At 34.4% G+C, this 17,927-nt stretch carries 12 protein-coding genes and 1 riboswitch; of the genes, 1 reads left to right on the top strand and 11 read right to left on the bottom strand.

From position 1 onward, the window contains the following. Positions 1-114: 114 nt before the first annotated feature. The 5 genes from AC3WRL_RS10085 to folE form a co-directional block, all read right to left on the bottom strand. Complete coding sequence (locus AC3WRL_RS10085) at positions 115-1,068, bottom strand: hypothetical protein (RefSeq protein WP_214831199.1); 954 nt, start codon at positions 1,066-1,068, stop codon at positions 115-117. Between the two features lie 140 nt (positions 1,069-1,208). Further along, on the bottom strand, positions 1,209-3,860 hold the full coding sequence (locus AC3WRL_RS10080) for a 4-alpha-glucanotransferase (RefSeq protein ID WP_492330202.1): 2,652 nt from the start codon (positions 3,858-3,860) through the stop codon (positions 1,209-1,211). A gap of 125 nt (positions 3,861-3,985) precedes the next feature. After that, positions 3,986-5,152, bottom strand: coding sequence for a T9SS type A sorting domain-containing protein (locus AC3WRL_RS10075; protein ID WP_214831197.1), 1,167 nt, complete (start codon positions 5,150-5,152; stop codon positions 3,986-3,988). Positions 5,153-5,426: 274 nt separating this feature from the next. Beyond that, on the bottom strand, positions 5,427-6,893 hold the full coding sequence (gene cysS / locus AC3WRL_RS10070) for a cysteine--tRNA ligase (RefSeq protein WP_492330201.1): 1,467 nt from the start codon (positions 6,891-6,893) through the stop codon (positions 5,427-5,429). 211 nt (positions 6,894-7,104) lie between these two features. Next, on the bottom strand, positions 7,105-7,770 hold the full coding sequence (gene folE, locus AC3WRL_RS10065; protein WP_214831195.1) for a GTP cyclohydrolase I FolE: 666 nt from the start codon (positions 7,768-7,770) through the stop codon (positions 7,105-7,107). Between the two features lie 99 nt (positions 7,771-7,869). Here folE and AC3WRL_RS10060 point away from each other — a divergent pair, with 99 nt between their 5' ends. Further along, the gene (locus tag AC3WRL_RS10060; RefSeq protein ID WP_214831194.1) at positions 7,870-9,024 is read left to right on the top strand and encodes a hypothetical protein; all 1,155 of its coding nucleotides are present in this window, start codon (positions 7,870-7,872) and stop codon (positions 9,022-9,024) included. A gap of 56 nt (positions 9,025-9,080) precedes the next feature. Here AC3WRL_RS10060 and metF read toward each other — a convergent pair whose 3' ends face one another. From metF to AC3WRL_RS10030, 6 genes are all read right to left on the bottom strand, one after another. Next, positions 9,081-10,040, bottom strand: coding sequence for a methylenetetrahydrofolate reductase [NAD(P)H] (metF, locus tag AC3WRL_RS10055; RefSeq protein WP_214831193.1), 960 nt, complete (start codon positions 10,038-10,040; stop codon positions 9,081-9,083). 6 nt (positions 10,041-10,046) lie between these two features. Next, positions 10,047-12,707: a methionine synthase gene (gene metH / locus AC3WRL_RS10050; protein WP_214831192.1), complete on the bottom strand. Its 2,661-nt coding sequence runs from the start codon at positions 12,705-12,707 to the stop codon at positions 10,047-10,049. A 61-nt stretch (positions 12,708-12,768) separates the two neighbouring features. Beyond that, positions 12,769-13,791, bottom strand: coding sequence for a homocysteine S-methyltransferase family protein (locus AC3WRL_RS10045; protein WP_261510967.1), 1,023 nt, complete (start codon positions 13,789-13,791; stop codon positions 12,769-12,771). Positions 13,792-13,827: 36 nt separating this feature from the next. After that, positions 13,828-14,988 (bottom strand): O-succinylhomoserine sulfhydrylase, encoded by a 1,161-nt coding sequence (locus AC3WRL_RS10040; RefSeq protein ID WP_261510966.1) that lies wholly within the window; start codon positions 14,986-14,988, stop codon positions 13,828-13,830. A gap of 117 nt (positions 14,989-15,105) precedes the next feature. Then, positions 15,106-16,644 carry an ACT domain-containing protein gene (locus AC3WRL_RS10035; protein WP_214831189.1) on the bottom strand — a complete coding sequence of 513 codons (1,539 nt, stop codon included), beginning with the start codon at positions 16,642-16,644 and terminating at the stop codon, positions 15,106-15,108. Between the two features lie 27 nt (positions 16,645-16,671). Then, positions 16,672-17,646, bottom strand: coding sequence for an alpha/beta fold hydrolase (locus tag AC3WRL_RS10030; protein WP_492330200.1), 975 nt, complete (start codon positions 17,644-17,646; stop codon positions 16,672-16,674). Between the two features lie 64 nt (positions 17,647-17,710). Continuing rightward, a riboswitch (SAM riboswitch) is annotated at positions 17,711-17,820 on the bottom strand. Positions 17,821-17,927 lie beyond the last annotated feature (107 nt).

Genomic DNA, 17,927 nt, shown 5'->3' with positions numbered 1-17,927 from the left:
TCATAAAAAATGTTAATTTTTAATATTAAAAATATAAATCAAGAAATAGAAAATAAAAAAAGGGCAGATCATAACAACCTACCCTTCACACCACTTAAATATAATATATGAAAATTAATTATTCGCTAACTTTTGTCTGAATCCGGAACCTCTATTATTGTTTCCATTATTCTGTTGTCTAGGCGCTGAGTTCTCAGTTCTTTGCTGTCTAAAACCATCACCACCACCATTTCGGAAACCATTATTTTCTCTACGTGGAGTATTTTCTCTTACTGCATCCTGGTTTCTGTTATTCCTAAATCCACTATTACTTGGTCTTTCAACATTTCCACTGTTCCCATTTCTAAATCCACTGTTATTTCTCACCCCATTATTATCTGAGTTCCTGAAGCCGCCATCATTTCTAAATCCATTATTTCCCTGGTTTCTGTTGTCATTATTTCTGAATCCCGAATAATTTCTGGTAGAAACAACTCTTAGAGTAGGATTATCCTGGCGACGGAATCTACTTCTGTCCACTCTGTAAATATTGATATTTATACTTCTATAGCGAGGCATTACTCTATATCTCGGAACATAGTACGTTCTTCTGTAATTTTGAAAATAAACGATAGGACTTGAACCATGATAATAATTGTTTTGGAAAGTAATAAATACCCTTGGTCCTAAAATTCTTTGCATCGCATAAAACCTGTCATAATACCATCTGTCAGGATTATATCTGTAGAAATTATTCCAGCTTGAAAAACTTGAATATAGATTATTCAGATACAGAATCTGATCGATCTGCCAACGGTTTAATCTGTTTTGAGCAAAGAATACATTCCAGTTGATACTGGTCACACTATTTCGATAGTCATTGTAATAGCTTTGATAATAATCACTTGGATAATAATCCTGAGGATAATCATAATAATAGTCATCGGGAAAATAGTTCTGATCGTCCTGGTCATTATAGTACTCACTATTATTTCCATATCCTTCATCACCCCAACCGTTATTTGGATACTGCTGAGCGTACGACAAAGTCGCCAAACCCAGAGCAAATCCTAAAAGTATATTTTTCATCGTTAATATCGTTAATTGGTTAGTATATAGTAGAATATCTCTATTCTATCTCTTTGATATAAATAAAAAAAAGAAGTTAAATCTTTAGACCAAACTTCTTTTAAATTATTGTTAATTAATTGATAATCAGATGTTAAATATTAGTTTCTGCCACTATCTTTTATCCAACTGCTGATTTTTTCATTAAAATGGGTGTTTTCAATTAAACCTTCCAGGTTCAGATGCATTCGATAACGCCAGTAATGAGGAAAAACAGAAGGATCATTAATTCGCTCATTATCCATTTTTGGATTTGTGAGCTCTTTATCTGTGGCTAAAAATTCCTGCAAAGGAAAGACAGCCAACATAGCATCATTATAAAGATGTTGCTTCATAATGATTTCAGCTAGATTCGCATCCAGTTCTTCCGGAGCCTTCCCATATTGTACTAATTGTTTATTGAAATAGGTCTGCGTTAATTCCCTGTTTTCAGTCCACCACTGCCTTAGCGTTGAGCTATCATGGGATGAAGCGGTCACCACATTCATATAGCTTGCATATTTAGGATTGTAAAACGGAATGGCATCCGATGGCATCCGCTGAACTTTTAATGCCACGATACCCAGCTCATCCATTACTACAGGAACACAAGTTGGAACCATTCCTAAATCCTCACCACAGATCAGCATTTTAGTGGAATTCAGAATAACAGGAAGCTTTTCCATAGCCTTTTCATACCATAGATAATCTTGTCTTCTAAAGAAATAATCATGGTATAAATCATATATTGAATTTTTCTCCCAATCAGATAAATAATTATATGAATCGGTATCGTACACCTTAAATCTAGGATGATAAACCGTCTTTCCGTCCCTTTCTTCCGTTAAAAATAAAACATTGGCATAAAGTAAAATCAATTTTTCTTCAAGAGATTTCTGAGGATATTTTTTAAAATACTCTGACAGCTTTCTTTGGGTATCAAATTCTTCTCTAAATGAATAGGTCCCATCAAAATTATTAATGAGAAATTCTAATGCTTTATTACTGTCTTCTCCTAAATAATTCCATAGGATCTGGTCATTGATAAAGGGCTTACAATATCTGCCAAAATTGAAAGGAATATTTAATGCTTTAAATTCTTCCAAGACAATAGGAACAGCAGGATAAAAATATCCCAAAATGCCTTGAGTTGCTGAAATAGGCATTCTCCATATTCTGAAAAATCCTAAAATATGATCAATTCGCATAGCATCAAAGTATTGTTCCAATGCTTTAAATCTATTTTTCCACCACTTGTAGTTATCATCTTTCATAGCTTCCCAATTGTAAGTTGGAAATTCCCAGTTCTGACCCAATTCTGTAAACTGATCAGGTGGAGCTCCAGCCTGAAAGTCCATTCCGAAAAGTTCCGGCTCCGCCCAGGCTTCTACAGAATATCTGTAAATACCAATCGGCAAGTCACCTTTCACAGAAACCCCTAGATTATGGATATGATCAACAGCATCTTTTAATTGTTTATGAAGCTGAAATTGCACCCAGGCATGAAGCATGGAATTATCATATTCTTTGTTCTTTGCAGAAAAGAATGGTGAAATCTTTCCAGCAATATATTTTTTATGTGTTTTCCAATTGTTGAAGTTTGGGGTTTTGTATTTATCCCTCAATACACAAAATGCCGAATAAGGTATCAACCAGTCTTCATTATCTTTTATAAATTTTTTAAAGTTTCGATCTTTATATATTTTCTCTTTCTCAATATTGAAAATGGTTTTTAAATATTTCCATTTACCTGCAATAACCTTTTCATAATCGATTAAATCTAATGTATTCAATTCTGTTTTTTCCTCCTGATATTCTTGTACTAAATCCTTCGGTATAGAAAAATCAAGATTTTCCAGTGAAATATATTGCGGATGTAGCGCGTAAACCGAAACAGCAGCATAAGGATAAGAATCTGTCCATGAATAGTTTGCTGTAGTATCATTAATAGGAAGAATCTGAATAATGCCAAGATCAGTTTCTTTAGCCCATTCTGCCAGTTTTTTCATATCAGTAAATTCCCCTACACCAAATCCATCTTCACTACGCAATGAGAACACAGGAATTGCTACCCCTGCGTCATGATACATCTGATAAGATTTAAATTTAAAATAGTGGTTAGAAAGAATTTGCAGAACATCTTTTTGCATATTTGGAATGGCAAATCTATTTTCACCTGTTTCAACGTCTACTACCTTACCTAAGTTTAGGTCATAAATACAATATTTATATTGGATAAATTCATTTTCAGGAATTTCTATTGATGCTTCCCAAACACCGAAATCTGTCTGAGATAAATGAATTGCTTTTTCGTAATCCCATCTCCCTAAAGACTCTGTACTTCCAAAAACAACAATTTTCCAGCTTGGGTTATAAATTGGAGCTTCAATCCGAAATAAGTGTGTATGTTTTTTCAGAACGGTCACTTTCTCAGGAACAAACTGATTAAGCTTATTATAAAGAATTTTATTAGTTAGATAATTCTCCGGGAAATTTCTGTTATTCCATTCATCAAAAATTAAGAATTCCTTGTAGTTATGAGGAAAGCTAAGGTGATGAGATACAAATTCTTCTCTCAAAACATTTCCTTTTTCATCAACAAGCTGATACTGATAAGAAATAGATTTTGAAAAATAATCAACTTCACATTTCCATAAACCGTTTTCAGTATAAAACATTTTATGGGTCTTAGCTGCAGCTCCTTCTTCAATGATCAACAAGTGTAAACCCTCTCCAATTTTCGCGCTGTAACCAATATTAAAGTATAATTTCATCTCTATTTTTTTATAAAAATACATTTTAATCTTGAAAAACAAAACTTATAGAATGTCAAATATTCATTAAAAAAACCTTTTCAAAATACTTGAAAAGGTTTTTTAGAAGATAAAAATATAGAAGATTATTTTGTCACTAGAATCTTCTTATTCAATAATATTTTACTAGAGTCTTCTGTAATGTTTACTATATATGCACCACTCACTAAATTGCCCAGATCTATTTTCTGATTTACGGTTCCTCCTTTTGCAGATAAATTGTGTTTCAATACACTCTTCCCGGACATATCATAAATATCAATCTTTAGATTTCCTTTTATATTTTTATCATTAGCATCAACGGTAATAAAACGTTCATCTACTTTAGTTGGATAGATATCCAAGTGATTAGAGGTAATGGCTATAGCAGACCTATCATTTGCAAAATATTTACTTGCCAGGTCATAGATATGTAAGTTTAAATTTCCGGAAAGCTGACGGGCTTCTAAAGTTTGCAAATCCACTTCATATAAAGGAGCTCCTTTTGCACTTGCGACAACCACTTTACCTTTTGAATTCACGGCAGAACCATTCACTGAATAATTTTCCGGAAGACCGATAATTTTACCTATAAATTTTGCCTTCAGCTCGTTTTTTAAAACTTTAAAAACATTTCCTGAAGTTGAAAAAACATAGAAGTTATTTTCTGCATCTGCAATCATATCGCCACCAAAACCAGTTTCGATTGTTGTAAATGAATTCTTTCCATTGGAAATATCATCTTTAACAATACCCAGATCGGTAACTGAATATTGATTGTTCTTTTTACTGATTTGTAAAAATTGGGTTCCCGCGTTATTCATTGCATAGATATTTCCATCATACCCTGTTGCCATTCTTGTTATATGAGAATTGATATCACAAGCTGTTACCTTAGTCATGTTATTCTCTATCAAAGTAATTTCTTTCGTTTTAGCATTTAAAACATAAACGTTTGATGAAAACATGGGCATATAAATCAAATTATTTCCAGATGAATCATATGCAAGTGCTGCCATAGTCATTGACTGAGCATTGTCATAGGAATTTCTATTTTCCGTAACAGAACTATTTCTCGATTGCGAAAAGACTTTTGCGGAAGAATCAGATGTAAAGACTGTTTCACCAGAAACACCGTTAGCAATATCAATCGCTCGGAAATCATTAAAAATGATACTCGGAGTATCTTTTCCGGTAAGCGCAAAAAAATCTTGCTGCGCAGAAGCCTGAGTTCCTAATAACAGCAAGATTAGAGGGAATAAATGTTTTTTCATAGTTGTAGAATTTAGATCGTAATAAGTTTGTTACTACTAAGTTACACAATTTTAGAATTGAATAACAAAAAATACTATTATTTAAACATTTAATAATAGTATAAGCATATTCTTTAATTTCCTCTAAAACACCTGCTTTACTTACATGATTAAGATTCCTCCTTCAGCGGAAGAAAAAAATCCCGCATATTTTGCGGATCTAACCTATGATTTTGTTTAAAAATCTGTGCTATCTGCAAAACCTGCGGGAGGATATTATAAAATATTTTAAGCCTTAATTCAGAACGTAAGTTGTACCGTCTCTTCCGTCTTTTAGTTCAATACCTTCTGCAAGCAACTTATCTCTGATCTGATCGGAAAGATCAAAATTCTTAGACTTTCTGGCTTGATTTCTTAGCTCGATGAGAACCTGTAAAGTCTGATCCAGCTTTTCATTATTATTTTCTTCAATAGCCTGTAAACCTAAGACATCAAAAATAAAAGCATTTAAAGTAGATTTTAAATCTTCAAGGTCATTTGTTGAAATCGTTTCTTTGTCATCATTTAAAGCAAAAATAAACTTCACAGCTTCAAATAAATGCGCTATCAGTATTGGTGAATTAAAATCATCCGTTAATGCATCGTAGGATTTCGTCTTCCATTCTTTAAGATTAAAGCCTGATTCTTTTTCATCGTTTGGAGTAATGGAATTCAATACTTTTACAGCCTCCATTAATCTAATGAATCCCTTTTCACTCGCAATCATTGCATCATTAGAAATATCCAGAACACTTCTGTAATGAGCCTGTAAGAAGCAAAAACGCACAATTGACGGATGGAAAGGTTTTTCAAAGAAATCATTTTCTCCAGTTACCAATTGCATTGGTAAAATATAATTTCCAGTAGATTTGCTCATACGTTGACCGTTCATTGTCAGCATATTAGCATGCATCCAGTAATTTACCGGAGCAATATCATTGCAAGCTTTCCCTTGAGCGATCTCACATTCGTGGTGCGGAAATTTCAGATCCATTCCACCACCATGAATATCAAACTTTTCACCTAAATATTTAGTACTCATTGCTGTACATTCCAGGTGCCATCCAGGGAAACCTTCACCCCAAGGCGAATTCCATCTCATGATGTGGGCTGGAGAGGCTTTTTTCCATAAGGCAAAATCCTGTGAGTTTTTCTTTTCCCCCTGTCCGTCAAGATCACGGGTATTAGCAAAAAGTTCCTCAATATTACGTTTTGAAAGTTCCCCGTAATTCAACCCTCTCCTATTGTACTCAAGAACATCAAAATATACAGAACCATTGCTTTCGTAAGCAAAACCTCTTTCAATTAATTTTTGAGTCAATTCAATTTGCTCAACAATATGTCCTGTTGCCGTAGGCTCAATATTAGGAGGCAGTAAATTGAACATGTCTAAAACTTTATGAAAATCAACTGTATATTTCTGTACGATTTCCATAGGTTCTAATTTTTCAAGTCGGGTCTGTTTTACGAATCTATCATTATCTACATTTCCATCATCTGTAAGGTGCCCTGCATCTGTAATATTTCTTACATATCGTACTTTATATCCAAGATGGGTTAAAGTACGATAAATAAAGTCGAAGGAAAGGAAAGTTCTTACATTCCCCAAATGTACATTACTGTAAACCGTAGGTCCACAAACATACATTCCAATATTTCCTTCTAAAATGGGTTTAAATATCTCTTTTTCTGCGGTTAGCGAATTGTATATTTTTAATTGCATTGTGTCTGTTTTAATTTAATGATTCAATCTAAGTTTTTTACGCGATATATTCAGCAACAACAAATAATTGTTACCAAAAATATTTTATGCGAAACCTTTTTAAATTTTACCATATTAAATTGTTTTTAAATGATGTCATAAATGATCCTGATAACTCTGAGTCAAATACTCCAACGTATATTTCTTTGCTCTATTTTAGAATCTAATACAATTAATCCAAAGTTGTATGACTTCCTACATAATGCAGGAATTCCTGTCTTGTAATAGGATTTGTTCTGAAGATTCCACTCAATTCTGCAGTAATAGTAGAACTCGCTGTATCTTTAATTCCGCGGCAGTTTACACAAAGATGTTTTGCATCTATGATACACGCTACATCTTTTGTTCCAAGAGCTTCCTTAAGAGCATTTACGATCTGCATGGTAAGCCTTTCCTGAACCTGAGGCCTCTTTGCATAATAATCCACAATTCTGTTAATTTTCGAAAGACCAATTACATCACCATTTGAAATGTAGGCAACATGCGCTTTCCCAATAATTGGCAAAAAGTGATGCTCACAAAATGAATATACTGTAATATCTTTTTCCACCAACATTTGTCGGTATTTATACTTATTGGAAAATTTAGAAATGCCTGGCTTATTTTCTGGAAGCAGTCCTCCAAAAATTTCATTTACATACATTTTCGCAACACGCCTTGGAGAGTCTTTTAAGGAGTCATCTGTCATATCCATTCCCAATGTCTCCATGATTTCCCCAAAAAGCTGAGTAATCTTTTCTATTTTTTCCTGTGGCGATTTATCAAAAGCATCTTCCCTTATAGGCGTATGTTCTTTTCCTGTGAAAATATCATCGTCGTTATCAGTAAAATCAACCATTTTTATTTAATTTGCAACAAAAATACGGATAATATCTTTTTGTTTATTTCAATTGAAACTAAAAACATTATCTTTCATCCCCTATTTTTTATAAATTTTATGATTATTGTTGAAGAAGTACAGAATGAAAAGCAAAAAAAGGAATTTTTAGAGTTTCCGGCTCGACTTTATCAACATGACGAAAATTACATCAGACCTTTAGATAAAGACATCAAAGAGATTTTTGACCCTATTAAAAATAAGACTTTTAAAACTGGTGAATGTAAAAGGTTTTTATTTAAGAGCAAAGACAACCATACCATTGGTAAAGTGGCTGTATTTGTCAATAGAACCTATAAACAAGACCAACCGACTGGTGGCATTGGTTTTTTTGATTGTATTAATGATCAGGAAACTGCTAATTTTATTTTTGACTATTGTAAGGAGTGGCTTCAGGAGAGAGGAATTGAAGCCATGGATGGGCCTATAAACTTCGGTGAACGGGATAAATTCTGGGGACTCCTTATCGAAGGTTTTTCATCGCCACTCTACGGAATGAACTATAATTTCCCCTACTACGAAGAACTTTTCGAGAATTACGGATTTCAATTGTATTTCGAACAGCTATGTTTTTCAAGACCAATTTTCGCCGAAGTTTCACGTGTTTTTACAGTGATGCACGCAAAACATAAACGGAATCCAGCGATCTCTTCTCAACCTATGAAAAAGAATAATCTGTCAAAATTTGCAAAGGATTTTACTGAAATTTATAATAGTGCCTGGGCTGCACATGGTGAAGGTAAAAGATTAGAAGAAGGTAAGGTTCTGAAAATGTTCAAGACAATGAAGCCCATTATCAATGAACATATTTCCTGGTTTGTGTATGAAAATGAAAAACCTATTGCAATGTGGATGAATATTCCGGATTTGAATCAATGGATAAAATACCTCAACGGAAAATTCGGTTATCTCGAAAAATTAAAATTTTTATGGTATAAAAAATTCAAAAAGAATGAGAAAATGGTGGGATTGGTTTTTGGAGTTATTCCAGAATGGCAGAGAAAGGGCATAGATGGCTATATGATCTGGGAAGGAACTCAGCATCTAAGAAAGTACACTGATTTTACAGTAACTGAGCTTCAATGGATCGGTGACTTCAATCCAAAAATGGTAAAAATTGCTGAAACCCTGGATACAACCATAACCCGAAAATTAATAACCTACCGTTATTTATTTGATCAAAATAAAATTTTTAAAAGACATCCTTTCCTATAAAATAAAAACCCCTGTTGAATGAACAACAGGGACTTCCTTTCATTTATACTCCTTCATTAAAATAATTCCCCCGCAATTTTCTTTATATTATCACTTTTACCCATAGAATAGAAGTGTAAAACCGGCACTCCAAAATCCAGAAGCTCTCTGCACTGGTTGATAGCCCACTCTATACCAATTTGCTTTACAGCTTCATTGTTCTTAGCACTTTCAACTTCGTTAATAAGTTCTTCGGGTAAATCGATTTTAAAAACCTGTGGCAGTAATTTTAAATGTCTTTTTGTGGCAATAGGTTTAATCCCTGGAATAATAGGAATGGTAATTCCCATCTCCCTGGCTTTTTGAACAAACTCGATGAATTTTTTATTATCAAAAAACATCTGAGTTACGATATAGTCAGCTCCTGCGTCTACTTTTTGCTTTAACCATTTCAAATCGTAATTCATTGAAGGGGCTTCAATATGTTTTTCGGGATAACCGGCCACTCCAATACAAAATTTATTAAGTTCATCACATATCTGGTCTTCATTATGAAGATACTTTCCCCGACCAAGATCATTGATCTGATGTACAAGATCCATAGCACTCTCATGTCCACCAGGTGTTGCTTCAAAATACTGATGCCCCTTCATTGCATCCCCACGAAGTGCCATAATATTATCAATCCCCAAATACATACAGTCTACCAAAAGATATTCTGTTTCTTCTTTGGTAAATCCTCCACAAAGTAAGTGCGGTACGGTATCTACATTATATTTATGCTGGATTGCAGAACATATACCCAAAGTTCCAGGACGCATTCTTGTTATTTTCCGTTCAACCAGTCCATTTCCCTTATCAAGGTAAATATATTCTTCCCGCGAAGTCGTTACGTCAATAAAAGGCGGTTTAAATTCCATCAATGGATCTATATTGGTATAGAGGTCTTCAATACCAATCCCTTTTTGCGGCGGAACAACTTCTAAAGAAAATAAAGCCTTTCCATTTGCATTTTTTATGTGTTCTGTAATCTTCATGTTTAATTAATCTGCTAAATTAGGTGACAGCCATTTTTTGGCTTCCTGAATGCTACAACCTCTTCTTGCAGCATAATCTTTTACTTGATCTTCTGTGATTTTTCCTAACCCAAAATATTTTGCATGTGGGCTTCCAAAATAATATCCTGAAACGGAGGCCGTTGGAAACATTGCCAAACTTTCGGTAAGGTATACGCCTATATTTTCCTCTACTTTTAGAAGATCCCAAATTGTTTTCTTTTCTAAATGATCCGGGCATGCAGGATATCCCGGAGCAGGACGAACTCCCTTATATTTTTCTGCAATTAAATCTTCATTACTTAATTCTTCCTGATTAGCATATCCCCAATATTCGGTTCTTACCTTTTTGTGTAAGAATTCGGCATAAGCCTCAGCAAATCTGTCTGCAAGAGCTTTTACCATAATTGCATTATAATCGTCATTAGCTTTTTCATATTCCGATGATAATTCATCTGTTCCAAAACCTGTAGTAACACAGAAAGCTCCCATATAATCAGTTTTTCCAGAACTTTTAGGAGCAATAAAATCGCTTAATGCCAGATATTCTTTTCCTTTTGATTTTTGAAGTTGTTGTCTTAAGGTTAAAAACTTAACCTGTTCCTGATCGTTTTCATCAAAAATTATAATATCATCCGTTTCGTTAGCATTAGCTTTAAAAACGCCGAATATGGCCTTTGCCGTCAGGAGTTTTTCATCAAGAATTTTTTTCAAAATAACCTGAGCATCTTTGAATAATTCTTTAGCTTGAGCCCCAACAACCTCATCCTCAAAAATATTAGGATACTTACCATGCAGATCCCAGCTTCTGAAGAAAGGCGACCAATCGATAAATGGGACCAATTCATTGAGATCCTGATCCTGGAAAATTTGTATTCCCACATTATTGGGTATAAAAATATCCTCGTTTTCCCAATCTATTTTAAAATGATTTTTTCGGGCATCCTGTATCGATACATAGTCTTTATCAACCTGTCTGTTTAGGAATTTTTCACGGAAGTCTGAGTATTCATCTTTTAGATCATGAACGTATTCTTTATTTCGATCTCCTAATAAAGAACTTACAACATTCACTGCTCTGGAAGCATCATTAACATGGACTACAGCATTTTTATATTTTAAATCAATTTTTACAGCCGTATGTGCCTTGGAAGTCGTTGCTCCTCCGATCAACAAAGGAAAGTTAAGATTCTGTCTTTCCAATTCTGAAGCGATATATACCATTTCATCCAAGCTCGGCGTAATCAATCCACTTAATCCAATTACATCCACTTTTTGTTCGATGGCAGTCTGAATAATCTTTTCGGCAGGAACCATCACTCCCAGATCTACAATTTCATAATTATTACAGCCTAAAACAACACTTACAATATTTTTTCCGATATCATGAACATCGCCTTTAACGGTAGCCATTAATATTTTACCATTCGCAGGTCTCGACCCGTCTTTTTCTGCTTCAATATAAGGCTGTAAATAAGCAACTGCTTTTTTCATTACCCGCGCAGATTTCACCACCTGAGGCAAGAACATTTTTCCACTTCCAAACAGATCTCCTACCACTCCCATTCCTGTCATCAGATTGATTTCAATAACATGTAATGGCTTTGCTGCCGCTTTCCTGGCTTCCTCTACATCTTCCTCAATAAAACGGTCAATTCCTTTTACTAAAGAATGGGTAATCCTATCTTGTAACGGCCTTGTTCTCCACTCTAACTCCTCAACTTTTTCTTTTTTGACCGATTTATTTCTTTCTGAATAATCAAGAAGCCTTTCTGTTGCATCTTCTCTTTTATCAAGAATAACATCTTCTACTAATCCCAACAGCTCTTTGTTGATCTCATCATAGACCTCAAGCATTGCAGGGTTTACAATTCCCATATTCATTCCTGCTTGAATAGCGTGGTATAAGAAAACAGAATGCATAGCTTCTCTCACCGTATCATTTCCACGGAAAGAGAATGAAACATTACTTACCCCACCGCTTACAGAAGCATAAGGAAGATTCTGTCTTACCCATCTTGTGGCATCAATAAAGTCCAGCGCATTTCTTCTGTGCTCATCCATTCCTGTTGCCACAGGGAAAATATTTAAATCAAAAATAATATCTTCAGCGGGAAAGCCGATCCGATTAACCAGAATATCATAAGACCGTTTTGAAATCTCTATCCTACGATCTAAAGTATCCGCCTGTCCATCTTCATCAAAGGCCATGACAATAACAGCAGCTCCATATCTTTTAATTGCTTTAGCCTGTTTAACAAACTCTTCTTCTCCCCCTTTTAAGCTAATAGAATTAACTACACATTTCCCCTGCACAACCTGTAGCCCTGCTTCTAAGATCTCCCATTTGGAAGAATCCACCATAATTGGGATTCTTGCAATATCAGGCTCTGAGCCTATAAGGTTAAGAAATTTGATCATGGAAGCTTTTCCATCAATTAATCCATCATCAAAATTAACATCAAGAATCTGTGCACCCCCTTCCACCTGGTGGCGGGCAATATCTAATGCTTCAGAGAATTTCTCTTCTTTAATTAATCTTAAGAATTTTTTAGAACCCGCAACATTAGTTCTTTCACCAACGTTGATGAAATTACTTTCCGGTGTTATGATAAGAGGCTCGAGGCCCGACAATCTTAAATATTTCATATTTTAATTTACCAATTTATAAATCTGACAATTCAGCAATGGATTAATTACTGATAAATTGTTAGATAGATACATTGTTATATTTATTAACCTTTCGTGGTTCATATTTATTAACCAAATCTGCAATAGCCTTGATATGTTCAGGTGTTGTCCCACAACATCCACCAATAATATTGATCAATCCTTTTTCTACATATTCTCTTATCTGTTCTGCCATAAATTCAGGAGTCTCATCATATTTACCGAAAGCATTAGGCAAACCTGCATTAGGGTAGGCTGAAACATAAAAATCTGAATTATGAGCCAGGGTTTCCAAATAAGGTGTCAATTGGTTAGCTCCCAGTGCACAGTTGAAACCGACACTTAGTAGATTTAAGTGCGACACAGAAATTAAAAAGGCTTCTGCGGTCTGTCCGCTCAACGTTCTTCCTGAGGCATCTGTAATAGTTCCAGACACCATAATTGGAATTTTTATCCCTCGTTCGTCCTGGATTTCATCAATCGCAAATAAAGCCGCCTTTGCATTGAGTGTATCGAAAATAGTTTCCACCAATAAAATATCAGATCCACCATCTAATAGAGCCTCAGATTGTTGCTTATAGGCAATTCTCAACTCATCAAATGTAATGGCGCGGTATCCGGGATCATTAACATCCGGGCTTAAGCTAGCCGTTCTGTTGGTTGGTCCAATTGATCCTGCAACAAATCTGGGTTTATCAGGATTAATTGCTGTGAATTCATCACACGCTCTTCTTGCAATCTTTGCGGACTCATAATTTAGTTCATATACCAAATCTTCCATATGATAATCTGCCATTGCAATCGTCGTTCCTGAAAATGTATTGGTTTCGATGATATCTGCTCCGGCCTCCAGGTATTTTTTATGAACCTCTTCTATAGCATATGGCTGTGTAAGAGAAAGTAGATCATTATTTCCTTTTACTAAATGCGGATAATCTTTGAATCGTTCGCCACGATAATCCTCTTCTTCAAACTTATATCGTTGAAGCATTGTCCCCATAGCTCCATCAAGAATTAAAATTCTTTGTGAAAGCGCTTTATATAATTGTTCTGAGTTTCTCATTTGTAAATTTTGGTTAAAACCTATTATTCTATTGAATTAATCTAAGGCCTGTTGTAGATCCGCAATCACATCTTCTACATTTTCCAACCCTACTGAACAACGAACGAGACCTGCTGTAATTCCGACTTCATTTCTCTCTTCATCCGTTAACTTCGAATGAGTCGTAGAGGCCGGATGCGTAACAATTGTTCTTGTATCTCCAAGGTTTGCGGAAAGTGAACACATTTTTATTTTATCTAAAAACTTTCTTCCACCCTCTATTCCTCCTTTTATTTCAAAAGCAACAATATTACCTCCTAACTTCATTTGTTTTTTTGCCACTTCATAACTCGGATGAGAAGGTAAAAATGGGTATTTCACCAATTCCACATTTGGATGGTTTTCTAAAAACTCAGCAACTTTCAGAGCATTTTCACAATGCTTTTCTACTCGGATCGCCAATGTTTCCAAACTTTTAGATAAAACCCACGCATTAAAAGGAGACATTGCAGGTCCTGTATTTCTTGCAAAAAGATAGATCTCTCTTATCAGGTCTTCTCTTCCTACTGCTACTCCTCCTAAAACACGTCCCTGTCCATCAATTAATTTTGTTGCCGAATGAACGACAACATCAGCACCATACTTGATAGGTTGCTGAAGGTAAGGTGTTGCAAAACAATTATCTACAATAAAGATAAGATTATGTTTTTTAGCAATCTTTCCAAAAAAATCTAAATCTAAAATTTCAATGGCTGGATTTGTTGGAGTCTCCAGATATAAAATCTTTGTATTAGGCTTAATTAATTTTTCAACATCTTCTGCATCTTCTGCTTTGAAATAGGTTGTTTCAATATTCCATTTCGGAAAATACTTGGTAAATAAAGTATGTGTAGATCCGAAAACAGATTGACAACTTACGATATGATCTCCCGCATCCAACAATGTTGCAAAAGTCGAATAAATGGCCGCCATACCTGTTGCAAAAGCATATCCCGCTTCTGCACCTTCCATTTTTACTATCTTATCTGTGAATTCCGTAACGTTCGGATTGGAGAATCTGCTGTATAAGTTTTTTGGTTTTTCTTCTGCAAAACTCGCTCTCATATCTTCAGCATCCTGAAAAATAAAACTTGATGTAAGATATAAAGGCGTCGAATGTTCATCAAACTGAGTTCTTTCTGTCTGAGTTCTTATTGCAAATGTTTCAAAATTTTCCATATAGTTTTAATTCTAATAATGTAACAATTTATCAATGTAACAGTTTACCAATAAAGCAATTCTTCTTTTCCGGGTAGTTATTGATACATTGTTATACTGCTACATTCGTACATTAATTTATTTAGTTTCGCTTACTCTTAAAATATCTCCGAAAACCCCTCTTGCAGTTACTTGCGCTCCTGCTCCTGCACCCATAATCACAATCGGATTCTCACCATAACTTTCCGTGTAGATCTCAAAAATGGAATCTGAACCTTTTAGCTGGCCTAAAGCCGAGGTAGCAGGAACAGAAATCAATTTCACATCAAGCTGCCCCTTTTCCTTTTGTAAATCACCATGTAAATCACCTACGTAACGTAATACATGATCCGAAGCCTGACCATCTTTGATATTCTGATATTCAGTATCCAATTCTTCCAGTCTGGAGATGAATTCGTTTTTCCCGATCGAAAGAAGGTCTTCAGGGATTAGGTTCTGAATATTTATATCACTGAATTCATTAATAAGATCAAGTTCTCTGGCTAAAATCAAAAGTTTTCTTGCTACATCATTTCCAGAAAGATCTTCACGAGGATCTGGTTCAGTAAAACCTTTTTCCATTGCCTCCCCTATAACTGTTGAAAACTTATCATTTCTAATAGAGAAATTATTGAAAATATAACTTAAAGAACCGGAGAATACCCCTTTTATTCTTGTAATATTTTCTCCTGAAAGGTGTAATAATTTTATCGTATCAATCAAAGGTAAACCAGCTCCTACATTAGTTTCATAAAGATAACGTCTGTTGTTTTTATTCAACGTATATCTTAGTTTACGATATTCTTCAATAGGTAGTGTATTGAATATTTTATTCGAAGAAACTAGATCAAATCCATTTTCTGCCAAGGCATGATAGTTTTTAACAAAGTCCTTACTTGCCGTATTATCAACTACTATTAAATTTTCCAATTGATTTTCTCTTGAAAAATTAATTAGCTCATCAACATTTGAAGGGCTTTCCGCTATTAAAACCTCATCATTCCAGTTACTGTCGAAACCTTTTTTATTGAATGCTATTTTCCTTGAGTTCGCAACTGCTACTACTTTAAGGTCAATTTTTTTTCGTCTTTTGATTTCTTCTGAAGATTGTAAAACCTGATCAATTAGAGTTTTTCCAACATTTCCATGTCCTATTATTGCCAGATGAACTGTTTTAGGTTTTTTTGATATTTCAGATTCGATGATATTTTTAGTTTTTTCGTCTTGTGAAGAGGTTACTACGATATTTACTCTTTTTTCGCTTGCTATTTGATTGAGAAGTAATGGGAATACATTATTTCTAGCCAACTCTGCAAGTACTTTATTAAGGTCCTCAGCTACAAAACCTAAGACAGAAACATTGTTAATACTGTAGATCTGAGAAACTTTCCCGGATTTTCTTTCTGATTCAAATTCATCAATCAGACAATTTACAGCCTTTTCAGAATCATCTTCGTGAACCAGAATTGATAATCCGTTTTCAATAGCCTGTTGTGAAATTACTCCAACACTAATCCGTGCTAAAGTAAGTGCTTTAAAAATTCTTCCATCAATACCGATTTCTCCCAGGAAATCTTCACCCTCAAATTTGATAATTGATCTATTTTTTAAAAATTTTATTTCGTTAGCATTTTTCATCTGTTCATTCTTTATTGTTTAGTGTTGCTACAGGAAATTTTGTGTTCGCTTAATTTCAGTCTGTAACAAGATGTTTTTAATGATATTATTTAATTGTTTATATTCCATTAGGAAGGCATCGTGCCCATGTATTGAGGTGATCTCGTGATAAGAAACATTCTCTTTTTTGCCTGTCAGTTTTTCAAAACACATCCGGATTTCTGAAGCAGGAAAGAATAGATCTGTATCAACGGAGATCAAGTGCATTCGTGCCTGAATTTTCTCCAACCTATTTTCTTCAGCGTTGATGTTCATAAGTAAATGATTCATTAGCTTGTAAGATTTCAAACTAAATCTTTCATTAAGAGCCTTTCCATGATAAACAAGCCAATCTTCTGATTCAAGCTTTTGTTTTTCTGTATTGTATTTATTTTGAAATCTGTCGTTTAAAGATTGTGGAGTCCTGTAACACAACATCGCATGAATTCTGGCTTTTTGTAATGGTTCATCATTTCCGTTCAATAAAAACTTCTGAACCAAACACTGAGCATGAAGCCAATCGTGTGTTTTAAAATCACAGGCAATAGGAATGAATATTTCAGCCAGTTGTGGATTTTTCACCAACATTTCCCAGCCTATTCCCCCTCCAAGAGAGCCTCCAATGATGGCGTACAAATTTTTAATATTTAAAAACTCAAGACCCTTTAAAAATATATTTGCAATATCTGAAGGTGTAAAGTCCTCATACTCATCAATTAAAAAATGATCATAACCGTTTCCTGGAATATTAAAACACAGAACGGTATAAGAATTAATATCAATAACTTCTCCTTCTCCCACTAACTGCTTCCACCAACCATTTTTCCCTGAAACATTTGAGTTTCCTGTTAAAGCGTGGTTAATTAAAATAATGGGTGCAGTAAACAATTCTTTCCCGAAGAGCTGATAACTCAACGGGATATGGTATTCCTTTCCGGAATAGGTTTGATACGAAAGATTAATATGTTTTAGTTCTGTTTTCAATTCTATTATATATTACTTATAACACAATTGAAAATGCCACGAGAAATGGCTGAAGAACTTCAGTAAGTTATCTGTCCAAAATAAATATTTGGTAGAACGTAGCACCTTCTTCGCTTGCACAAAGGGTTGCTAAGGTTTCATAGGGTCTAATCCCTCAACCTTTCTTGATAACATTTTCAATATTTGAATGATCGAGCTGCAAAGATAGTTCATTTTATTTTAAATTTTTACAAAAAAAATTTTTTTTCTCAAAAACCCTCTAATTATAAGAGTTACAAGGA

It is taken from the genome of Chryseobacterium sp. FW101-FHT12H09, from assembly GCF_058790395.1.
The sequence above is the reverse complement of the archived record's forward strand: the minus strand, read 5'-3'. Positions and strand labels throughout refer to the sequence as shown.